The organism is Mycoplasma sp. HS2188, assembly GCF_025209835.1.
GTDB lineage: Bacteria > Bacillota_I > Bacilli_A > Mycoplasmatales > Metamycoplasmataceae > Mycoplasmopsis.
This window is the reverse complement of record NZ_JAOAOI010000007.1, coordinates 24,042-38,806: the sequence shown is the minus strand read 5'-3', so window position 1 is coordinate 38,806 and position 14,765 is coordinate 24,042. Positions and strand designations below refer to the sequence as shown.

Genomic DNA, 14,765 nt, shown 5'->3' with positions numbered 1-14,765 from the left:
GGTTTTTACGCAATACCATAATTATTGTTGCAATACCAGTTCTAAAAAAGATTCCAGCTGGTAAACCAATAATGGTATCGATATAGCCGTTTTCGATTAGTTTTCTACGAATTTTACCTTCGTTACCGCCTCTAAATAAAACTCCGTGTGGTAAAACAACTGTCATTATTCCTTCACGTTCTAGGTGATGTAAGCTGTGTAGCACAAAAGCATAATCGGCTTTTGACTTAGGTGCTAAACCATATTCAATAAATCTTGGGTCACCTTCAGCTTCTTCAGGTTCTCAAGATATTGAGTAAGGAGGATTGGCAACAACAGCATCAACTATTTTCAATTTGTAAGAAGATTCGTCATTGTTTTTAATAAAGAACGGTCAGTCTTTTTTTAATGTATTAGCATTTCGTACGTGTATATCAACAGGGTTGATTCCGTGCATAATTAAATTCATTCTTGACATTGTGTAGGTTTCTGGGTTTAACTCTTGTGCATAATATGTTACTTTATGTTGAGTTTTTGAGTATTTAGCAAACATATCTCCCAGTCTAATCAACAATGAACCCGATCCTGATGTTGGGTCATAAATCGAAATATTTTGACGATGTTTTAAATGACGAGCTACAATTTCAGACATTAATTGTGATACTTCAGAAGGAGTGAAAAATTCCCCACCTTTTTTACCAGCTTCACCGGCAAATTGTTCAATCATGTATTGATAAATAAAGCCTAAAACGTCAAAATCTTGTCTATCAACAGGAATTTGTTTAATTAAATCAAGAATTAAAACTAAATAATTAGTGGCTTCACGAGGCGAGTCCCCTAGTTTATATAAATCTTTAGAATAAGCATTAAACACACCTTCAAAAAGCGATCTGATTTCTCCTTTTTCTGATAAATTTTCGTTAAAAGAGTGAATTGCTTCGGTAATTGCTTCAGTATTAAATTTAATGTTATTGTTGGCTCAGTTTTCAAATAAGAATTTAGGTTTAATAAAATAACCCAATTCAATTTTTGAGGCTTCAATAATGTCTTCGTAGCCTTCCTGGTATAAATCAAAGGTTTTATTTTTACCATCTTCGTCAAAATTAGATTCATCTAAGGCATTGATATCGTCTAAATTAACTTGTCTATCTTCAACATATTCTTTCAATTGGTTTGATAGAAAAATATATTGTTTTTGTGATAAAAACTTATAAAAAATTAAGCTTAGGAGAAAATTTTTGTGCTGCTCTTGAGTGATTTTTCCCCTCGCTGTATTCGCTGATGCTCAAATGATTCTGGCTAATTCTTCCTTGTTTATTTTATTGTTCATTTTAACTCCTTAAATGTATGTAACTTAATTGTATCAAAGACAAATTAATCTTTATTAATTTAGTTAAATTTATAAACAAAATTGTCGATGCTATTCTCTATTTTTTCTTTATAAATGTTGTTTTTTCAAACATAAATCAGTCAATTATTCAACAAAATGAGTAAAAGAGCTTTTGAAAATACAGATCCTGAAATTAACATATCCCTATTTTTAGAATTATTGATTTAGTGAGTTTTTATTGTGTTTTAATTACACAATATATTGAGCAATAAAACTAAGTTATTGAATTATTTGACACATAACAATGTTGCAGTTGCTATCGCATATTAAGTTGATAAAAAAAATCTAGCGAATGCTAGATTTTAAATTAGTCTTGTGTTTCGATTTCTTTAAAGCCATCTAGAACAAATGTACCGTAATATGTGTTAATTCCATATTCTTGGTCAGTATTTTTTAATTTAAGTTCGAATGAGAATGTGATCGAAGTATTTTGCTGTTCACCAACAAATGGAGTTCCGTTCACGTTTTTGTCGTTTTTGGGTTTTCTTGAATTGCTTAATTGATAGGCTAATAAATAATTATTTAGGTTCAATTCATATTCACTAAATGAGCCGTTATCTGGTATTTGTGCAACAGAAGCTTGGTCTGCGAATTTTAAATTCAATTCAGTGAAGTAACCATTGCTTGAATTTGCTTCAAGAGAGCTTGAACTGCGGTGGAAATTAAGTGCGTTTGGCCCTGTTTGGCTATATTCGTTTAAGCGTATACCTTTTTTGCCGACTATTTGTACAAAGCTTTTAGCAACTTTTTCTAAGTTGAAGTAATTTAGATAAATTCTTTGAGTAAATTCTTTATCAATTTCCACAGTTTTAGTACGTGCCAATGTGTTTAAATTGTCCATTTGTGCTGCAGGAATTTTGCGGGTTACATAATAGTGAATTGTTATTGCGTTTGCATTATTACTATCTTTAGTGAATCAAACTGGTTTTTCTCAATTAATTCTAAATGAGTTATTGTTTGGATTAACATCAGAAATGTTAAATAGTTTTTTAGTTGTGTTTTGATTTTTGCTAATTTGTTCGCTATCTTGGTTTGCACTAGTACTTAAAATGTTATTATCAATTAAATCGTGTACACTGTTCACAGTAATATCTTGGTCATTTAGAGTGTATTTTCTATCGTGGAAGATATTATTTAAGGTGCTTGTTTCTGAAATTTTAAATGAAGGCGTTACAATTGAGTTTGATGCTTTTTTTGATGCTAATAAGTCATCAATATTGTATGTAGTTTTGCCATCGTGTTGTTGCTCTCTAATCTTTTTGAAACCGCCGATTTTAAATACTTTCGATTTTCACGAATCTATACGATTACGATCACTGATTGATTTTTTTAATAAATCTTGGTCTTTTTTATTTTTAGGGTTTTTGTCTTCTAGTAAAACTGATAAGAACAATTCACCTGTAAAATCATTGGCGTATGAATGATAATAAATGTTATGAGTTTGTTTTAAAACATCGATAGGGGCACCGCTTCTGCGATTTCTCAAATAAAATAATTTTTGTTCTTGTCTTTGTTTAAATTCTTCAACATTTGAATCTTTGGTATCATAACTAATTTCTAGTTCGTATTCTCAAAATTGGTTATCAAATGCGGAAGTGTTTTTTAATTCTGGTTGGAATAAAGGATTGCTTTGATAGTTTTGCGATGTACGTGAGTCGCTGTAAGAGGCAAAAGCATACTCGCTAGGAAAATGGTTTTGCATTTCGTGAGAAAATTTTTCACCGACATAAAACTCATAATTGGCGATTCTTTTTTCAGCGCTAGTAGTAGGACGAAAGGCATTCATAGCAACAGCGGTAACAGTAATTGCTGAAACACAAATAATTGAAGTTGCTAAAATCCCAGTTAAAAATTTCTTATTTTTTTTCATAATTCCTCCTATTTTTTTAAGCTTGATGGTAAAGAATTTTGTCAATGTACTCTATCAACTCATCCAAGTTAATTTTTTTCTGTGATGAAACTAAAAAAGTTTCAAAATCTGAGTGTGCTAATTCATTTTGAATTTGCAAGTTATGTTTTTTGATTAGGGCTGATTTTTCTTTTTGATTTAGTTTGTCTACTTTTGTGTAAACTAAAGAAAAGTTCAGGCCAAGACTAGAAACAAAATTGATAATTTCAAAATCAATTTTAGTAATTCCGGTGCGCGAATCTAACAAAATAAAGATGTGTTTAGGGTTGTGCTCGTTTTGTAAATAGTGGGCAATAGATTTTAGCATTTTGTCTTGTTTTTCTTTGCCCATTGCGGCATAACCATAGCCAGGTAAATCAATAATATATTTATTGTTTAAATCGGCAAAATAATTGATTAGTTGTGTTCGACCTGGTGTTTTAGAGACAAATGAGATTTTTTGATTGGTGATTGCGTTTAAAAGTGAAGACTTGCCAACATTAGATCGACCCCAAAAAACTACTTGCATATTTCCTTGTGTATCAATTCAACTTGATTCTTCAAGCGCACTTTTAACAAATTTTCACATATTAGTCTTTTTTTAGTGCATTCTGGTGTCTGATTAATGTTGAACTGATACCAATCATGTCGTAATCAGGAATAATTAAAATAGTTTCAAGGTCTTTATTTACTTGGTTATTGCCAGCTGCAATATCAAGTTCAATTTGGTAGTCTAAATTATTTCGTGCCGAGCGAATTAAAAAGTTAATACCCATTTTAGCTGCTATATTACCAATTAATTCATTTTTATTAACAATCACTTCAATTCGGTCGTCATTTGCGTAATATTGTTTTATTTCTAAATAGCGTTGCTCTATTCCTTCTAAATTGTTTTTGTCAGGGTTGTTCGAAACAACTACCACTAATTTATCTACTAATTTTAAAGCTTTTTGAATAACTGCTTTATGCCCGTCGTGTAAAGGGTTGAATGAACCAGCATAAATTGCTTTTTTCATTAGTTAAAGATTTTTAGAGCATTTTGTGCGATTAAAAGTTCTTCGTTAGTTCTAACAACATATACTTTTACTGCACTGTCAGGAGTTGAAATCAAGGCGTATTCACCGATTTTTCCGGTGTTTGCTTGTTGATCTAATTTGATATTTGCAAAATGCAATTTGTCAACAACTGCTTGACGCAATGTAGCTGAGTTTTCACCAACACCAGCAGTAAATACGATAGCGTCTACACTTTCAATTTTGTTAGCATAATTTGCAATGTAATCTACAATTTTTTGTACATAAAGTTCTTCAGCAAAAATAGCTCTTTTGTTTCCTTCACTCACTGCTTGTTCAATGTCACGCATGTCTGAAGAAACACCTGAAACACCTAATAATCCTGATTTTTTGTTTAAAGCTTGTGTAATTTCTTTAGCATCTTTGTTTAAGTGTTCGCTTAGAAATTCAATTAGAGCTGGATCTATATCACCAGATCTAGTTCCCATCATAACACCAGCTAATGGTGTTAGACCCATAGTGGTATCAAAAGATTTTGAGTCTTTAATTGCACAAATACTTGCACCGTTTCCGATGTGTGCGTTGACAATATTAATTGAGCTTTTACCTAAAATTTTTTGCATTGTTTCGGTGATAAATTGGTGTGAAATACCGTGGAAACCGAAACGACGAATACCGAATTTTTCACTTCATTCGTATGGTATTGGGTAAATTGCGTTAACATCAGGAATAGTTGTATGGAATGCTGTATCAAATTCAGCTGATAGTTTAGCGTGTGGCATTACTTTTCTAAATGCGTGAATTGCTTGTAATGCTCCTGGGTTATGTAATGGTGCGTAATCTGAACATTTTTCGATAGCTGCAATTACTCCATCGTCAATTGCTGTTGATTTAGTGAAATATGTGCCACCGTGCACTACTCTAAAGCCAATAATTTCAATTTCTTTAACATCTTCAATAATTTTTGATTCAGAAAGCAATGACAAAATATTTTGTGCTGCAACTTCGTGGTCTGGCATTGTTACATTTTTAACATATTTTTGTCCATTAGCTTTAATGGTGATAATTCCATCTTCAAGAGTGATTCTTTCCGCTAAACCGCTGGCAATAACACTCATTGATTTTTTCTCAAATAATTGCAGTTTAATTGAACTTGATCCTGCGTTGATAACTAAAATTTTACTATTCATTTTTTGCTCCTTGACTTTGTATCATAGTAATTAAAACAGTATTAACTACATCATTAACTTTGGCCCCTCTAGATAAATCGTTAACTGGTTTCTTAGTACCAACAATGATTGGACCAATTGCGCCATATCCAGCTAAGCGTTGAGTTAATTTGTAGCCAATATTACCTGCTTCTAAATTAGGGAAAATTAGGGTGTTGGCAGGTTCATCGAATGAATCGATTGGGTATTTTGCTTTTCTTACACTTAAGTCTAAGGCTGCATCAAGTTGTACTTCACCAATAGCCTTAACTCCGTTGTAGTTTTCGTTAAAATCGATAGTTGCGTTGTGTACCATTTCAGTTTCTGGTGTTTTGGCACTGAAATTTGTTGAAAAACTTAAAAAGGCAACTTTAGGATCAATACCAAATCCTTTTACAAAATTTGCTGCGTTTAAACCAATATCAGTTAAAGCTTTTTGATCTGGTTTTGGGTTGACTGAAATGTCACTGAAAAATAGTGTGTTTTCGTCTTTGTGCATAATCATTACTGAGCTGATTGTTTTGATGCCTTTTGAAGGTCCGATAACTTTAAAAGCAGCTTTTAACATATCAGCTGTTGAGTAAATTAAGCCACCAACAACACCATCAACTTCGCCTGTTTGTAACATCATCATTGCGTAGAATGGTCTTTGTTTCATTGCTTTTTGCACTAATTCTAGTGTGTCTTTATTTTCTCTGCCTTTGGCTTTAGCGGCAGCTTCACGTTGTTCGAATAGCATTTGGCTAAATTCGTTAATTTTAGCTTCGTTGGCATTCATGTTTAACAATTGTGCCTTAGTTTGTATATTTTGTTCTTTTTCTAAAAGTAGAATAACTTCTAAATTCTCATATTTTTCTAAGATTTTAGCAGCTTCGATTGCTCTTTGGTCGTCACCATCGACAATAACAATTCGTTTTTTGTCTTTGATTTGAGCAATGTTGCTTTGAATCAAATCTGTAAATTTCATATTTTTCTCCTTAAATAATTTAGTTAATATTTTACAACAACACACACATATATTTTAAATTTATGTAAATGTTTCTAATTTTTTATTTTTAACAAAAAAGCACTTGCGTGCCTAAATTTTGTTGTTGTTTTTTAAGGCGCTTAATAAATTTTGGAATAGTGAAACAACGGTTAAAGGACCTACACCGCCACGGGCTGGGGCCATTGCTGAAATATGACCTTCTAAATCCGTAGTATTTACATCACCGCAGATAAATTTGCGACCGTCTTTTTCCATCAAGGTTGCCCCCACATCAAAAACAATTGCTCCTTCTTTAATATTTTTTTTGTTAATCAAATCAGGATTACCTGCTGCAACAATTAAAATATCAGCATTTTCGACACCTTTTATCCCTGATTCACGATTGTGAGTAGAGACCTGTGCCCCCATTTCCTTAAATAATGAGGCAGTAGGTTTACCAACTAAAATGCCCCGTCCAATTACCGCAACTCTTTTGTCTTTGACTTCAATATTATAATAATTAACTAGTGTCATTATCGCCTGTGCTGTAGCTGGCGTAAATTTAAATTCATCAGTTTTATTGTAAAAATTGAATGAATTTCTTGAACTTAAACCATCAACATCTTTGTCATAACGAATTGAGTCTAAAATTGGTTGTTTGTAAATTGATAATTCACCACCAATCGGTAACTGAATAATAATTCCGTCAGTTTCATCATTTATTTTATCTAGTTGTTTTAAAATGAATTTAAATCTTGATTTTTCGCCTGCAAATTTAAAAACTTTAACATCAACGCCTAGTTCATTGCCTTTTTCAATTTTCTTTTGAACATAAACATCAGTCGCGCCTGATGGATCTTCTCCGATGCGAACAATACCTAGAATTGGCTTACGGCCTAATTCAATTGAAATTTGTTCAAATTCTGTTTTTAATTGAGCAGATAATTCTAAGGCTACTTTTTTTCCGTCTAAGATTTTCATTTCAATTCCTCCTTATATTGTTCTAACTCTTTTGAATATTTTTCTAATTTACTTTGTTCTTGTTGTATTTTGTCACTAGGAGCTTTTGCTACAAAGTTTGGATTATTCAACATGTTTTGTGCACGTTTAACTTCACCTTCTAATTCTGCGATTTTTGTTTTCAATACTCTGATATATTCGTCTTTTTGTTCTTGACTTTGTTCGATATTAACGATTAAATCGCCATCAGCAAAAACTGTATCGTTATTTGTTTTGATTTTAGCATTAGCAAGTTTAGAAATTGATTCAATAATAAAATCATTTTTAGAAATATTAATGTCGTAAAATAACGTTTCTTTTTTGCTTATTTGTTTATCTTCTCGATATTTTCTTAAAATATTAACTGTTTTAATGATGTTTTCAACATCAGCAACGCTTTGGCTATTAACTGTTTTCATCATTAACGGTTTTGCTTCTAAGATTTCTTCGTCATACATTGTTTTGTATAGATAATCGCTAATAAAAGGAAGTAGAGGGTGTATGATAACCAACAGTTTTTTGAAGTTGCTTAATGCTGCATTTTTATTTGGCATTATTTTTAGCAATTCAACATACCATGAAGAAAATTCATTGTATATAAATTTATTTAATTCATAACCAACTACAGTTAATTCGTATTTTTTGAAGGCATTATCAATTTTTTTATTCATTTCAATCATACGATTATTTATTCATATATCAGCAGCAGTTTTTGATTTAGCTGAATCATCAGGTAAGTTTTGAATATAACGGGCAATATTTCAAATTTTGTTACATAGTCCCCACGCAGCTCTCATTTTGTCGTCTGAGTATCTCATATCTAGGCCAGGAGTTGTGTTGGTGGTTAAAAATCATCTTAAAGCATCAGCTCCGTATTGATTGATAACTTCAATAGGGTCTATTCCATTACCTAAAGATTTAGAGAATTTTCTCCCCAATTCATCTCTTACTAAACCAGTTAACAATAGTTGGTCAAATGGCTTATCATTTTTGAATGCTAATGAGAAAAAGTACATTCTTGCTACTCAAAAGAAAATGATATCGTAACCAGTAACTAGCAGTGAAGTAGGGAAATAACGTTGCAAGATTTTTTCTGATTCGTCAAAAGGCCATCCCAAAAATGAAAATGGTGCTAAACCTGAAGAAAATCAAGTGTCTAGGACGTCACTGTCTTGAATTCAACCTTCGCCCGGAGATTCCACTTGGACTTTGATTTCGTTGTTTTTGTATCATGCCGGAATACGATGACCTCATCATAATTGTCTTGATATTGTTCAATCGTAAGCGTTTTCCATTCATTTTTTCAATGTGTCTTTAAATCTTTTTGGGAAAAATTTAATTGATTGTGATGATTTTAAATGGGTTAAAATCATTTGATTTAATTTTTCCATTTTAACAAACCATTGCGGCATAACTAAAATCTCAACAGGTTCACCACTTCTTTCTGAATAACCAACATTGGAACTTGTTTTTTCAATTTTTACAATTAAATCATTATCAATTAAGTATTTTTCGATAGCTTTTCTTGCTTCAAAACGTTCCATTTTATGAAATTGTGAATCTGGAGCATTAATAAAACCGTTTTGATCGATGGTTTCAATTACTTCTAGATTGTGTTTTTTGATAATGTCAATGTCAACCTCGGCGTGAGCTGATAATTTCATTAGTCCGCTACCAAAATCAATTTCAGCATATTCATCAGGAATAAACGGAATTATTTGTTTAGTTAGAGGGTGCACGATTGAAATGTTTTTCATTTTGTTATAACGAGCGTCTTTGGGATTATAAATGACAGCCACATCAGATAGCATTGTTTCTGGACGCACTGTTGCAACAATTAAATATTGGTCACTATTGGCGATTGGATATTTAATATACAACATATTTTGTTCAGTGGCTTTAGAAATAACTTCAATATTTGATAAAGCAGTTTTTAATTTTGGATCTCAATTTATCGCTTTAGTTCCACGATAAATTAATCCTTGTTTATAAAATTCAATAAATGCATGATTTACTGCTTTATTTGATTTTTCATCTAAAGTGAATCTTTCACGTTCGTAATCTAGACCTAAACCTAATACTTCTCATTGTTTTCTAATTGATTCAGAATACTCGTGTTTTCATTCTCAAATTTTTTCGACAAATTCATCTCGAGTAAAATCGTGTCTAGTTTTACCGGTTAATTTATATATGTTGCCTTCAACTTTACTTTGAGTTGCAATACCAGCGTGGTCCATTCCAGCAATATAAAAAACATCAAAACCTTTTAACTTTTTGTATCTAATAATTGCATCTTGAATTGATGTGTTCAATGCGTGCCCTAAATGCAATTTACCTGTGACATTGGGCGGTGGTAAAAGAATTGTAAAAGGTTTTTTTGTTTCATCATGACGACTGAAAAATTTCTTTGCTTTTCATTTTTTAGAAATTTCAGATTCAAATTTGTTTGGTTCGTATAATTTATCTAATTCCATAAATACCGCCTACTATTAAATTTATATATGTATTACATATTATACCAAAATATGGATTTTTTCGATGGACGCTTGGGCTCAATATATAACGAATTTTAATTTCTATTTTTTTGTAAAAATGTGAGTAATAGATAGAGAGTTTTCAATAAAAATCACTGAATTTAGTATGCAATTACACTCAGGATATTGTTAGCAATAGTTCAATTACATTTTGTAAATTTATGTAAAAATTTTCAATTGATATATTGTCTTGATTTTCTTCACATCAACATAAATACACTGATTGTTTTGTAATAGTTCATAATTTTTCTACAAATATTCAAGTAAAATTATTAATATAGAAAATTTTGATTTTGCCAAATCTGAATAAGGTTCAAAACTAATATTTACATAGTTTATAAACTGCTATTGATAAAAAGGAGAAAAAATGGCAACTGTTACTAATTTTGTTGAAAAATACAAACAACCACGTGGCGGCTTTTTACCACCCAAAGATTGACAAAGTTTATCAATTCCTAATACACAACCGGCTAATGAAGAAATTCTTTCAGGTCTACATTACGCAACTACTGGTTTAGTTGTGGAATATCTAGCAAGCTTTTATTTTGTTCCAACAAAAAATTATGAACATAACCAAAGTGATAATGAACAACAACTTGCACAATGATGGTCAAAAGAAACTTTTAATCATTATGCACTGCAACCCTTTGAACAAAGCGAATTTCACTACCCTTTAAATGTTTCTTTAAAAGGCTTTAAACTTCACCATAAATTATGAAATTCAACCTTGCGTGATGATATTGGCTATTCTTGATGAGATCAAGAAAATATTGATAATAATATTGCTTTAATTTATTTTTTAGCTCAATTTGACTCTGTATATCGTGCTCGTTTTCACAATTTTTATGTAAAACCACTACTTCCTAGCAATGAAAAGTATGATGACTTGACGAAAAAGCAAAAACAAGATTATTTTCAAGCAATCAAAGATCAAATCAGCCACGAACAGCAAGAACAAATTAAATTAATGTCACAAAATATTGTTAAAACTTATAAGTACTTATTAGATATTTCAAGCACTAAACAATTGCACCTTGGCTTTGATATTAAAGGTGCTGAAAACGACATTATTACTGCTGGTGATGGCGACGCAATTGTTGGTGAATATTTGATTGATATTAAAACCAAAAAAACTGGATTCACCCCGAAACATACATTGCAGGTTTTAATTTATTACTTGATGGGCCTTAACTCATATAATGAAGAGCAATTTCAAAAAGTCAAATACTTAGCTTTATACAACCCTAAATTGAATATCTTTAACTACATTGCAATTAAAGATATTCCTGTATCAATTATTGACGATATCAATAGTTTGATAGGCCAATAAAACAATTTTCAACTAACTAAAAAACTCGAATTTTCACAATTCGAGTTTTTTGATATTGATCAAAATATTGCAATTTTTTCGCTTTGTTCAAATTATTGTTTTTGACTAAATATTCATCTAACTGTTGGTTCAATCATTATTGAAACACTTATTGATGGCTATGTGTATGATAGCAATTTCAATCAATAATTTAACACGCTATTGACTGAGTTTTATTGACAAAATATTAGATGATTTTAAAATGCGTCTATATTATCGTCAATAATTACAGTGTTTGATAATTGATTTTCGTAAGTTTCATTCAATAAATTGAATTCTTTTGTCATAACTTGCGATGATTCCACATCATTAATAGAATTCAAGTCCACAATCACTGTTTCTTGTGTATTCGAATATGATTTTAGTTCATCAATCGAGGTTTCATTTGTGTTATGCTCAATATTGTTTAAATTGCTATATAAATTATCTATATTTAATTGTCTAATAATCTCATTTCGCGCAATTAAGTAGTGATTTTTATCATATTTAAAACACTCATTAAAAATGTAGTTATTTGAATTGAATTCAAGATCACAATGAATGTTTTTATTTTCTACTCAATCCTTGAATACAAAGTGCAATGGTTCATTGAATAGATTTTCACGACGACCGAACTCTATTAATTTGTTGTCATAGAAAACATATAAGTTATCGAAATTTTGAAATTCAGCTAAATCTCTATCATTAGTAATAAATACGTATGTTAATCCGTTTTTTTGAGCAAATTCATTGACAATTCTCAAAAACTCATTTTTTAAATTTTGGTCTTTAAGGTTTTCGTCATCAATAATAAATAGAATCTGTGATTCGTTCATCATTCGAGACAACAAACCGATTTTTAAACGAGAAATGCTAGGGATATTATCAATTGTTTTTGTCAGTGAACCATTGGCAAATGATACAGAATTCAATATCCCAAATAGTTTTAAAAATAAATCAATTTTAATCAAATTCTTTTTATTGAAATTAAATTTTGAGAAAACAAACTGGCGCATTAATTCAAGATAATTGAATAGAAATGATATTGAATTTAATGATGAAAATGATTTTTTAGCATTGCTAAAATGTGTCTTGATATTCAATTTATCATCTTGTTCTTTTGATATTTTTCTATTTAGTCTATTGATTTTTTGATTAATTTTGGCACTATAATCAATTATCGATTTATACCCAGCAACAATGTATTTGATTTTTTTATTAATATAATTATTTTTGTAGACAAGTTGATTAAATTCTGATTGCATTAGATATTTTTTTCAATCAACTTCCGCTTTAAGAATGTCTATATTGTTTTTAACGATATTGATTTTATCCTTGTAGTCTTCGACACCAAAAACATTTAATTTTTTTTGACTAACAGCTTTTAATTTACGACGTAAAAATGTAATTTCATCTTGATATAACTCTAAGTTAGAATAGCTAGTTTCTACGTATGGACCAAAGTCAATTCAAAACTCATTTTTAACGATTTTTTTAATCGTGTTTATATTGAATTTATTATCAATATTTCTACTCGAAAGATTATTAGAAATGAATAAAGAAACACGTGAAGTTAGATTATATTTCAGTTCTTTGATGTTTTCGTGATTTAAGTATTTCAAATTCTTTTTATTTTTTTTCAAAAGTTGAATTAAGTATTTTTTTAAAATAATTTGCTTTCATAAATAGCGATATTGCACTGAATTGTCATCAAAGTAATTTACTTTATTGCGGTCAATATTGATTGATTTTTCATATCATTTAATCAGTGATTTCATTGTTTTTATTGAATTTGATTTTTTGAATGATTTTAGTTGAATGACACTATTTAGTTGAGATTTTATGTCACGTAAATATAATTCTCTTTTAATTGTTTCCTTATTTGTTTTTTGCATTTTTAATAAGACTTTTAAACGTCTTTGTGCTTTTTCGGATTCAATTTTTAAATTGAAGTCATCACTATTCTTGTATTCAGATGACATATATTCGCCGGCTTCGAATATTGAACGGAATAAATCTAAAAATATACCAATAATTAGCCCATTATAATATGTTTGATTTTGAACATATGCAGCCATTGCATTGTTTATTTCATTTATGTTTTGTTTTAAAGAATTTTGAGATAGAACATTGTTCACCATTTTCGCTTCTCTTTTTAAATCTGAAATAATCGAGTATATAGAATCGATTTTTGATTTAAAAATATTTAATATTTCCTGCTTTAATTGATATTCATGAGTTGTTAGTAATTTAGATAATCTTTCAATTGTTTCAGGAATATATTCATAGTTTTCTTTGATTCGTTGATACTCATAAACAATGGGGATATCATCTTCGCTAACTTGTAAAGTTTTAAGATTGTAAAATGATATTTTTTTATTTATCAATTTATTGTTTGTCAAATAAATAGTATCGTTTTGTTCATTGTCCTGAAACAGTGTTTTAATATTATTTTCACCACTCACAATTTCCCTAAAGCTTTCGCCTAGCAATTCTGTATTTTGGTCAATAATTAAAAAGACATTTGATGTATTTTTGAATAAAGTTAAATTAGGAATAAACATGTATTGACTGTTATTTTTTAGCGGCTGAAATAAATTTTCTATTGTTAATATTCTTTTATTTTTAGACATAGTATATAAAGTATATATTATTTATTTTTTTAGTTTTCAAATTGTCATCTAGGAATAAAAAATGTGTACTTAAAGACATCAAAAAATGAATTTTTCGATAACAAATAAACCAGGACAAAAAGTGTTTAGTCCTAACTTTTGTCCTGGTTTAATAAAAATGTAAAACTATTTTTGTATAACAATTTTTAGCAATGCGTGGTTGCTAACATCACATTTTGTAATAGTGTTTTAATTTGAGTGATAGAAAAGTCTATTAGTTGATGCAATAACTATGACTCGTTTCATTCTTCGCCGTTCAATATTTTTTCAAAATCTGACTTAGTGAATTGTTGCGGAAAGACTGATGTTTCGAATTTAATATGAGTATTTTTAAACGCATTCGCTTTAATGTGTTTAACATGTGGTATCTCTATTCTAGTTAGTGATGAGTCAAGAAAAGCATTAGCACCAATTGTTTCAACGTTTGTAAATGAAAATTCGTCTATGGCTTCATCCCCTTCAAATAAGCCATTGGCAATTATCTTCGCATCGTTGATGCTTGTTGTTTCGCCATAGGCATCATAATATACTAAAATTCCATTAATTAGAGCTATTCCGCTTTCATCGTTTTCTATTAATTTGCTCTCTGCGAAAGCATTTTTACCAACTTCAACTAATTTTGGTGCATCAAACACTGAAAGATTTGCTGTTTTACCGAATGAAAAGTCGCCGACTTCGATTAATTTTGGAGCAGAGATTCGCTCTAAGTTATCACATCCGTTGAATGCAGAGTTTCCAATTTGCGTAACATTCGGCAATGTCACCGA

General features: G+C 30.1%; 11 protein-coding genes. 1 reads left to right on the top strand and 10 read right to left on the bottom strand.

Going from position 1 to position 14,765, the window contains the following annotated elements; genetic code table 4:
* From N1F73_RS02800 to N1F73_RS02765, 8 genes are all read right to left on the bottom strand, one after another.
* A partial coding sequence (locus N1F73_RS02800) for a type I restriction-modification system subunit M (protein WP_260360024.1) occupies positions 1-1,309 on the bottom strand: 1,309 nt, incomplete at its 3' end.
* Positions 1,310-1,676: 367 nt separating this feature from the next.
* Complete coding sequence (locus N1F73_RS02795; RefSeq protein WP_260360023.1) at positions 1,677-3,239, bottom strand: MAG1430 family protein; 1,563 nt, start codon at positions 3,237-3,239, stop codon at positions 1,677-1,679.
* A gap of 16 nt (positions 3,240-3,255) precedes the next feature.
* Positions 3,256-3,846, bottom strand: a complete 591-nt coding sequence (yihA, locus tag N1F73_RS02790) for a ribosome biogenesis GTP-binding protein YihA/YsxC (protein WP_260360022.1) — start codon at positions 3,844-3,846, stop codon at positions 3,256-3,258.
* Between the two features lies 1 nt (position 3,847).
* Positions 3,848-4,273 carry a pantetheine-phosphate adenylyltransferase gene (coaD, locus tag N1F73_RS02785; RefSeq protein WP_260360021.1) on the bottom strand — a complete coding sequence of 142 codons (426 nt, stop codon included), beginning with the start codon at positions 4,271-4,273 and terminating at the stop codon, positions 3,848-3,850.
* On the bottom strand, positions 4,273-5,460 hold the full coding sequence (locus N1F73_RS02780; RefSeq protein WP_259290436.1) for an acetate/propionate family kinase: 1,188 nt from the start codon (positions 5,458-5,460) through the stop codon (positions 4,273-4,275). The genes coaD and N1F73_RS02780 overlap by 1 nt, the downstream gene beginning before the upstream one ends.
* A complete protein-coding gene (locus tag N1F73_RS02775) occupies positions 5,453-6,445 on the bottom strand; it encodes a phosphotransacetylase (RefSeq protein WP_260360020.1) in 993 nt (330 codons plus the stop codon). The genes N1F73_RS02780 and N1F73_RS02775 overlap by 8 nt, the downstream gene beginning before the upstream one ends.
* A gap of 111 nt (positions 6,446-6,556) precedes the next feature.
* Positions 6,557-7,426: a bifunctional 5,10-methylenetetrahydrofolate dehydrogenase/5,10-methenyltetrahydrofolate cyclohydrolase gene (locus N1F73_RS02770; RefSeq protein WP_259290434.1), complete on the bottom strand. Its 870-nt coding sequence runs from the start codon at positions 7,424-7,426 to the stop codon at positions 6,557-6,559.
* Positions 7,414-9,918 (bottom strand): valine--tRNA ligase, encoded by a 2,505-nt coding sequence (locus tag N1F73_RS02765; RefSeq protein WP_260360019.1) that lies wholly within the window; start codon positions 9,916-9,918, stop codon positions 7,414-7,416. The genes N1F73_RS02770 and N1F73_RS02765 overlap by 13 nt, the downstream gene beginning before the upstream one ends.
* 427 nt (positions 9,919-10,345) lie before the next feature.
* Between N1F73_RS02765 and N1F73_RS02760 the strand changes: the two genes are divergently transcribed.
* The gene (locus N1F73_RS02760) at positions 10,346-11,308 is read left to right on the top strand and encodes a hypothetical protein (RefSeq protein WP_260360018.1); all 963 of its coding nucleotides are present in this window, start codon (positions 10,346-10,348) and stop codon (positions 11,306-11,308) included.
* Positions 11,309-11,544: 236 nt separating this feature from the next.
* Here N1F73_RS02760 and N1F73_RS02755 read toward each other — a convergent pair whose 3' ends face one another.
* Both N1F73_RS02755 and N1F73_RS02750 read right to left on the bottom strand, forming a co-directional pair.
* A complete protein-coding gene (locus tag N1F73_RS02755) occupies positions 11,545-13,959 on the bottom strand; it encodes an MAG1360 family OppF-related protein (RefSeq protein ID WP_260360017.1) in 2,415 nt (804 codons plus the stop codon).
* 269 nt (positions 13,960-14,228) lie between these two features.
* Positions 14,229-14,756: a leucine-rich repeat protein gene (locus tag N1F73_RS02750; RefSeq protein WP_260360016.1), complete on the bottom strand. Its 528-nt coding sequence runs from the start codon at positions 14,754-14,756 to the stop codon at positions 14,229-14,231.
* Positions 14,757-14,765: the final 9 nt, after the last annotated feature.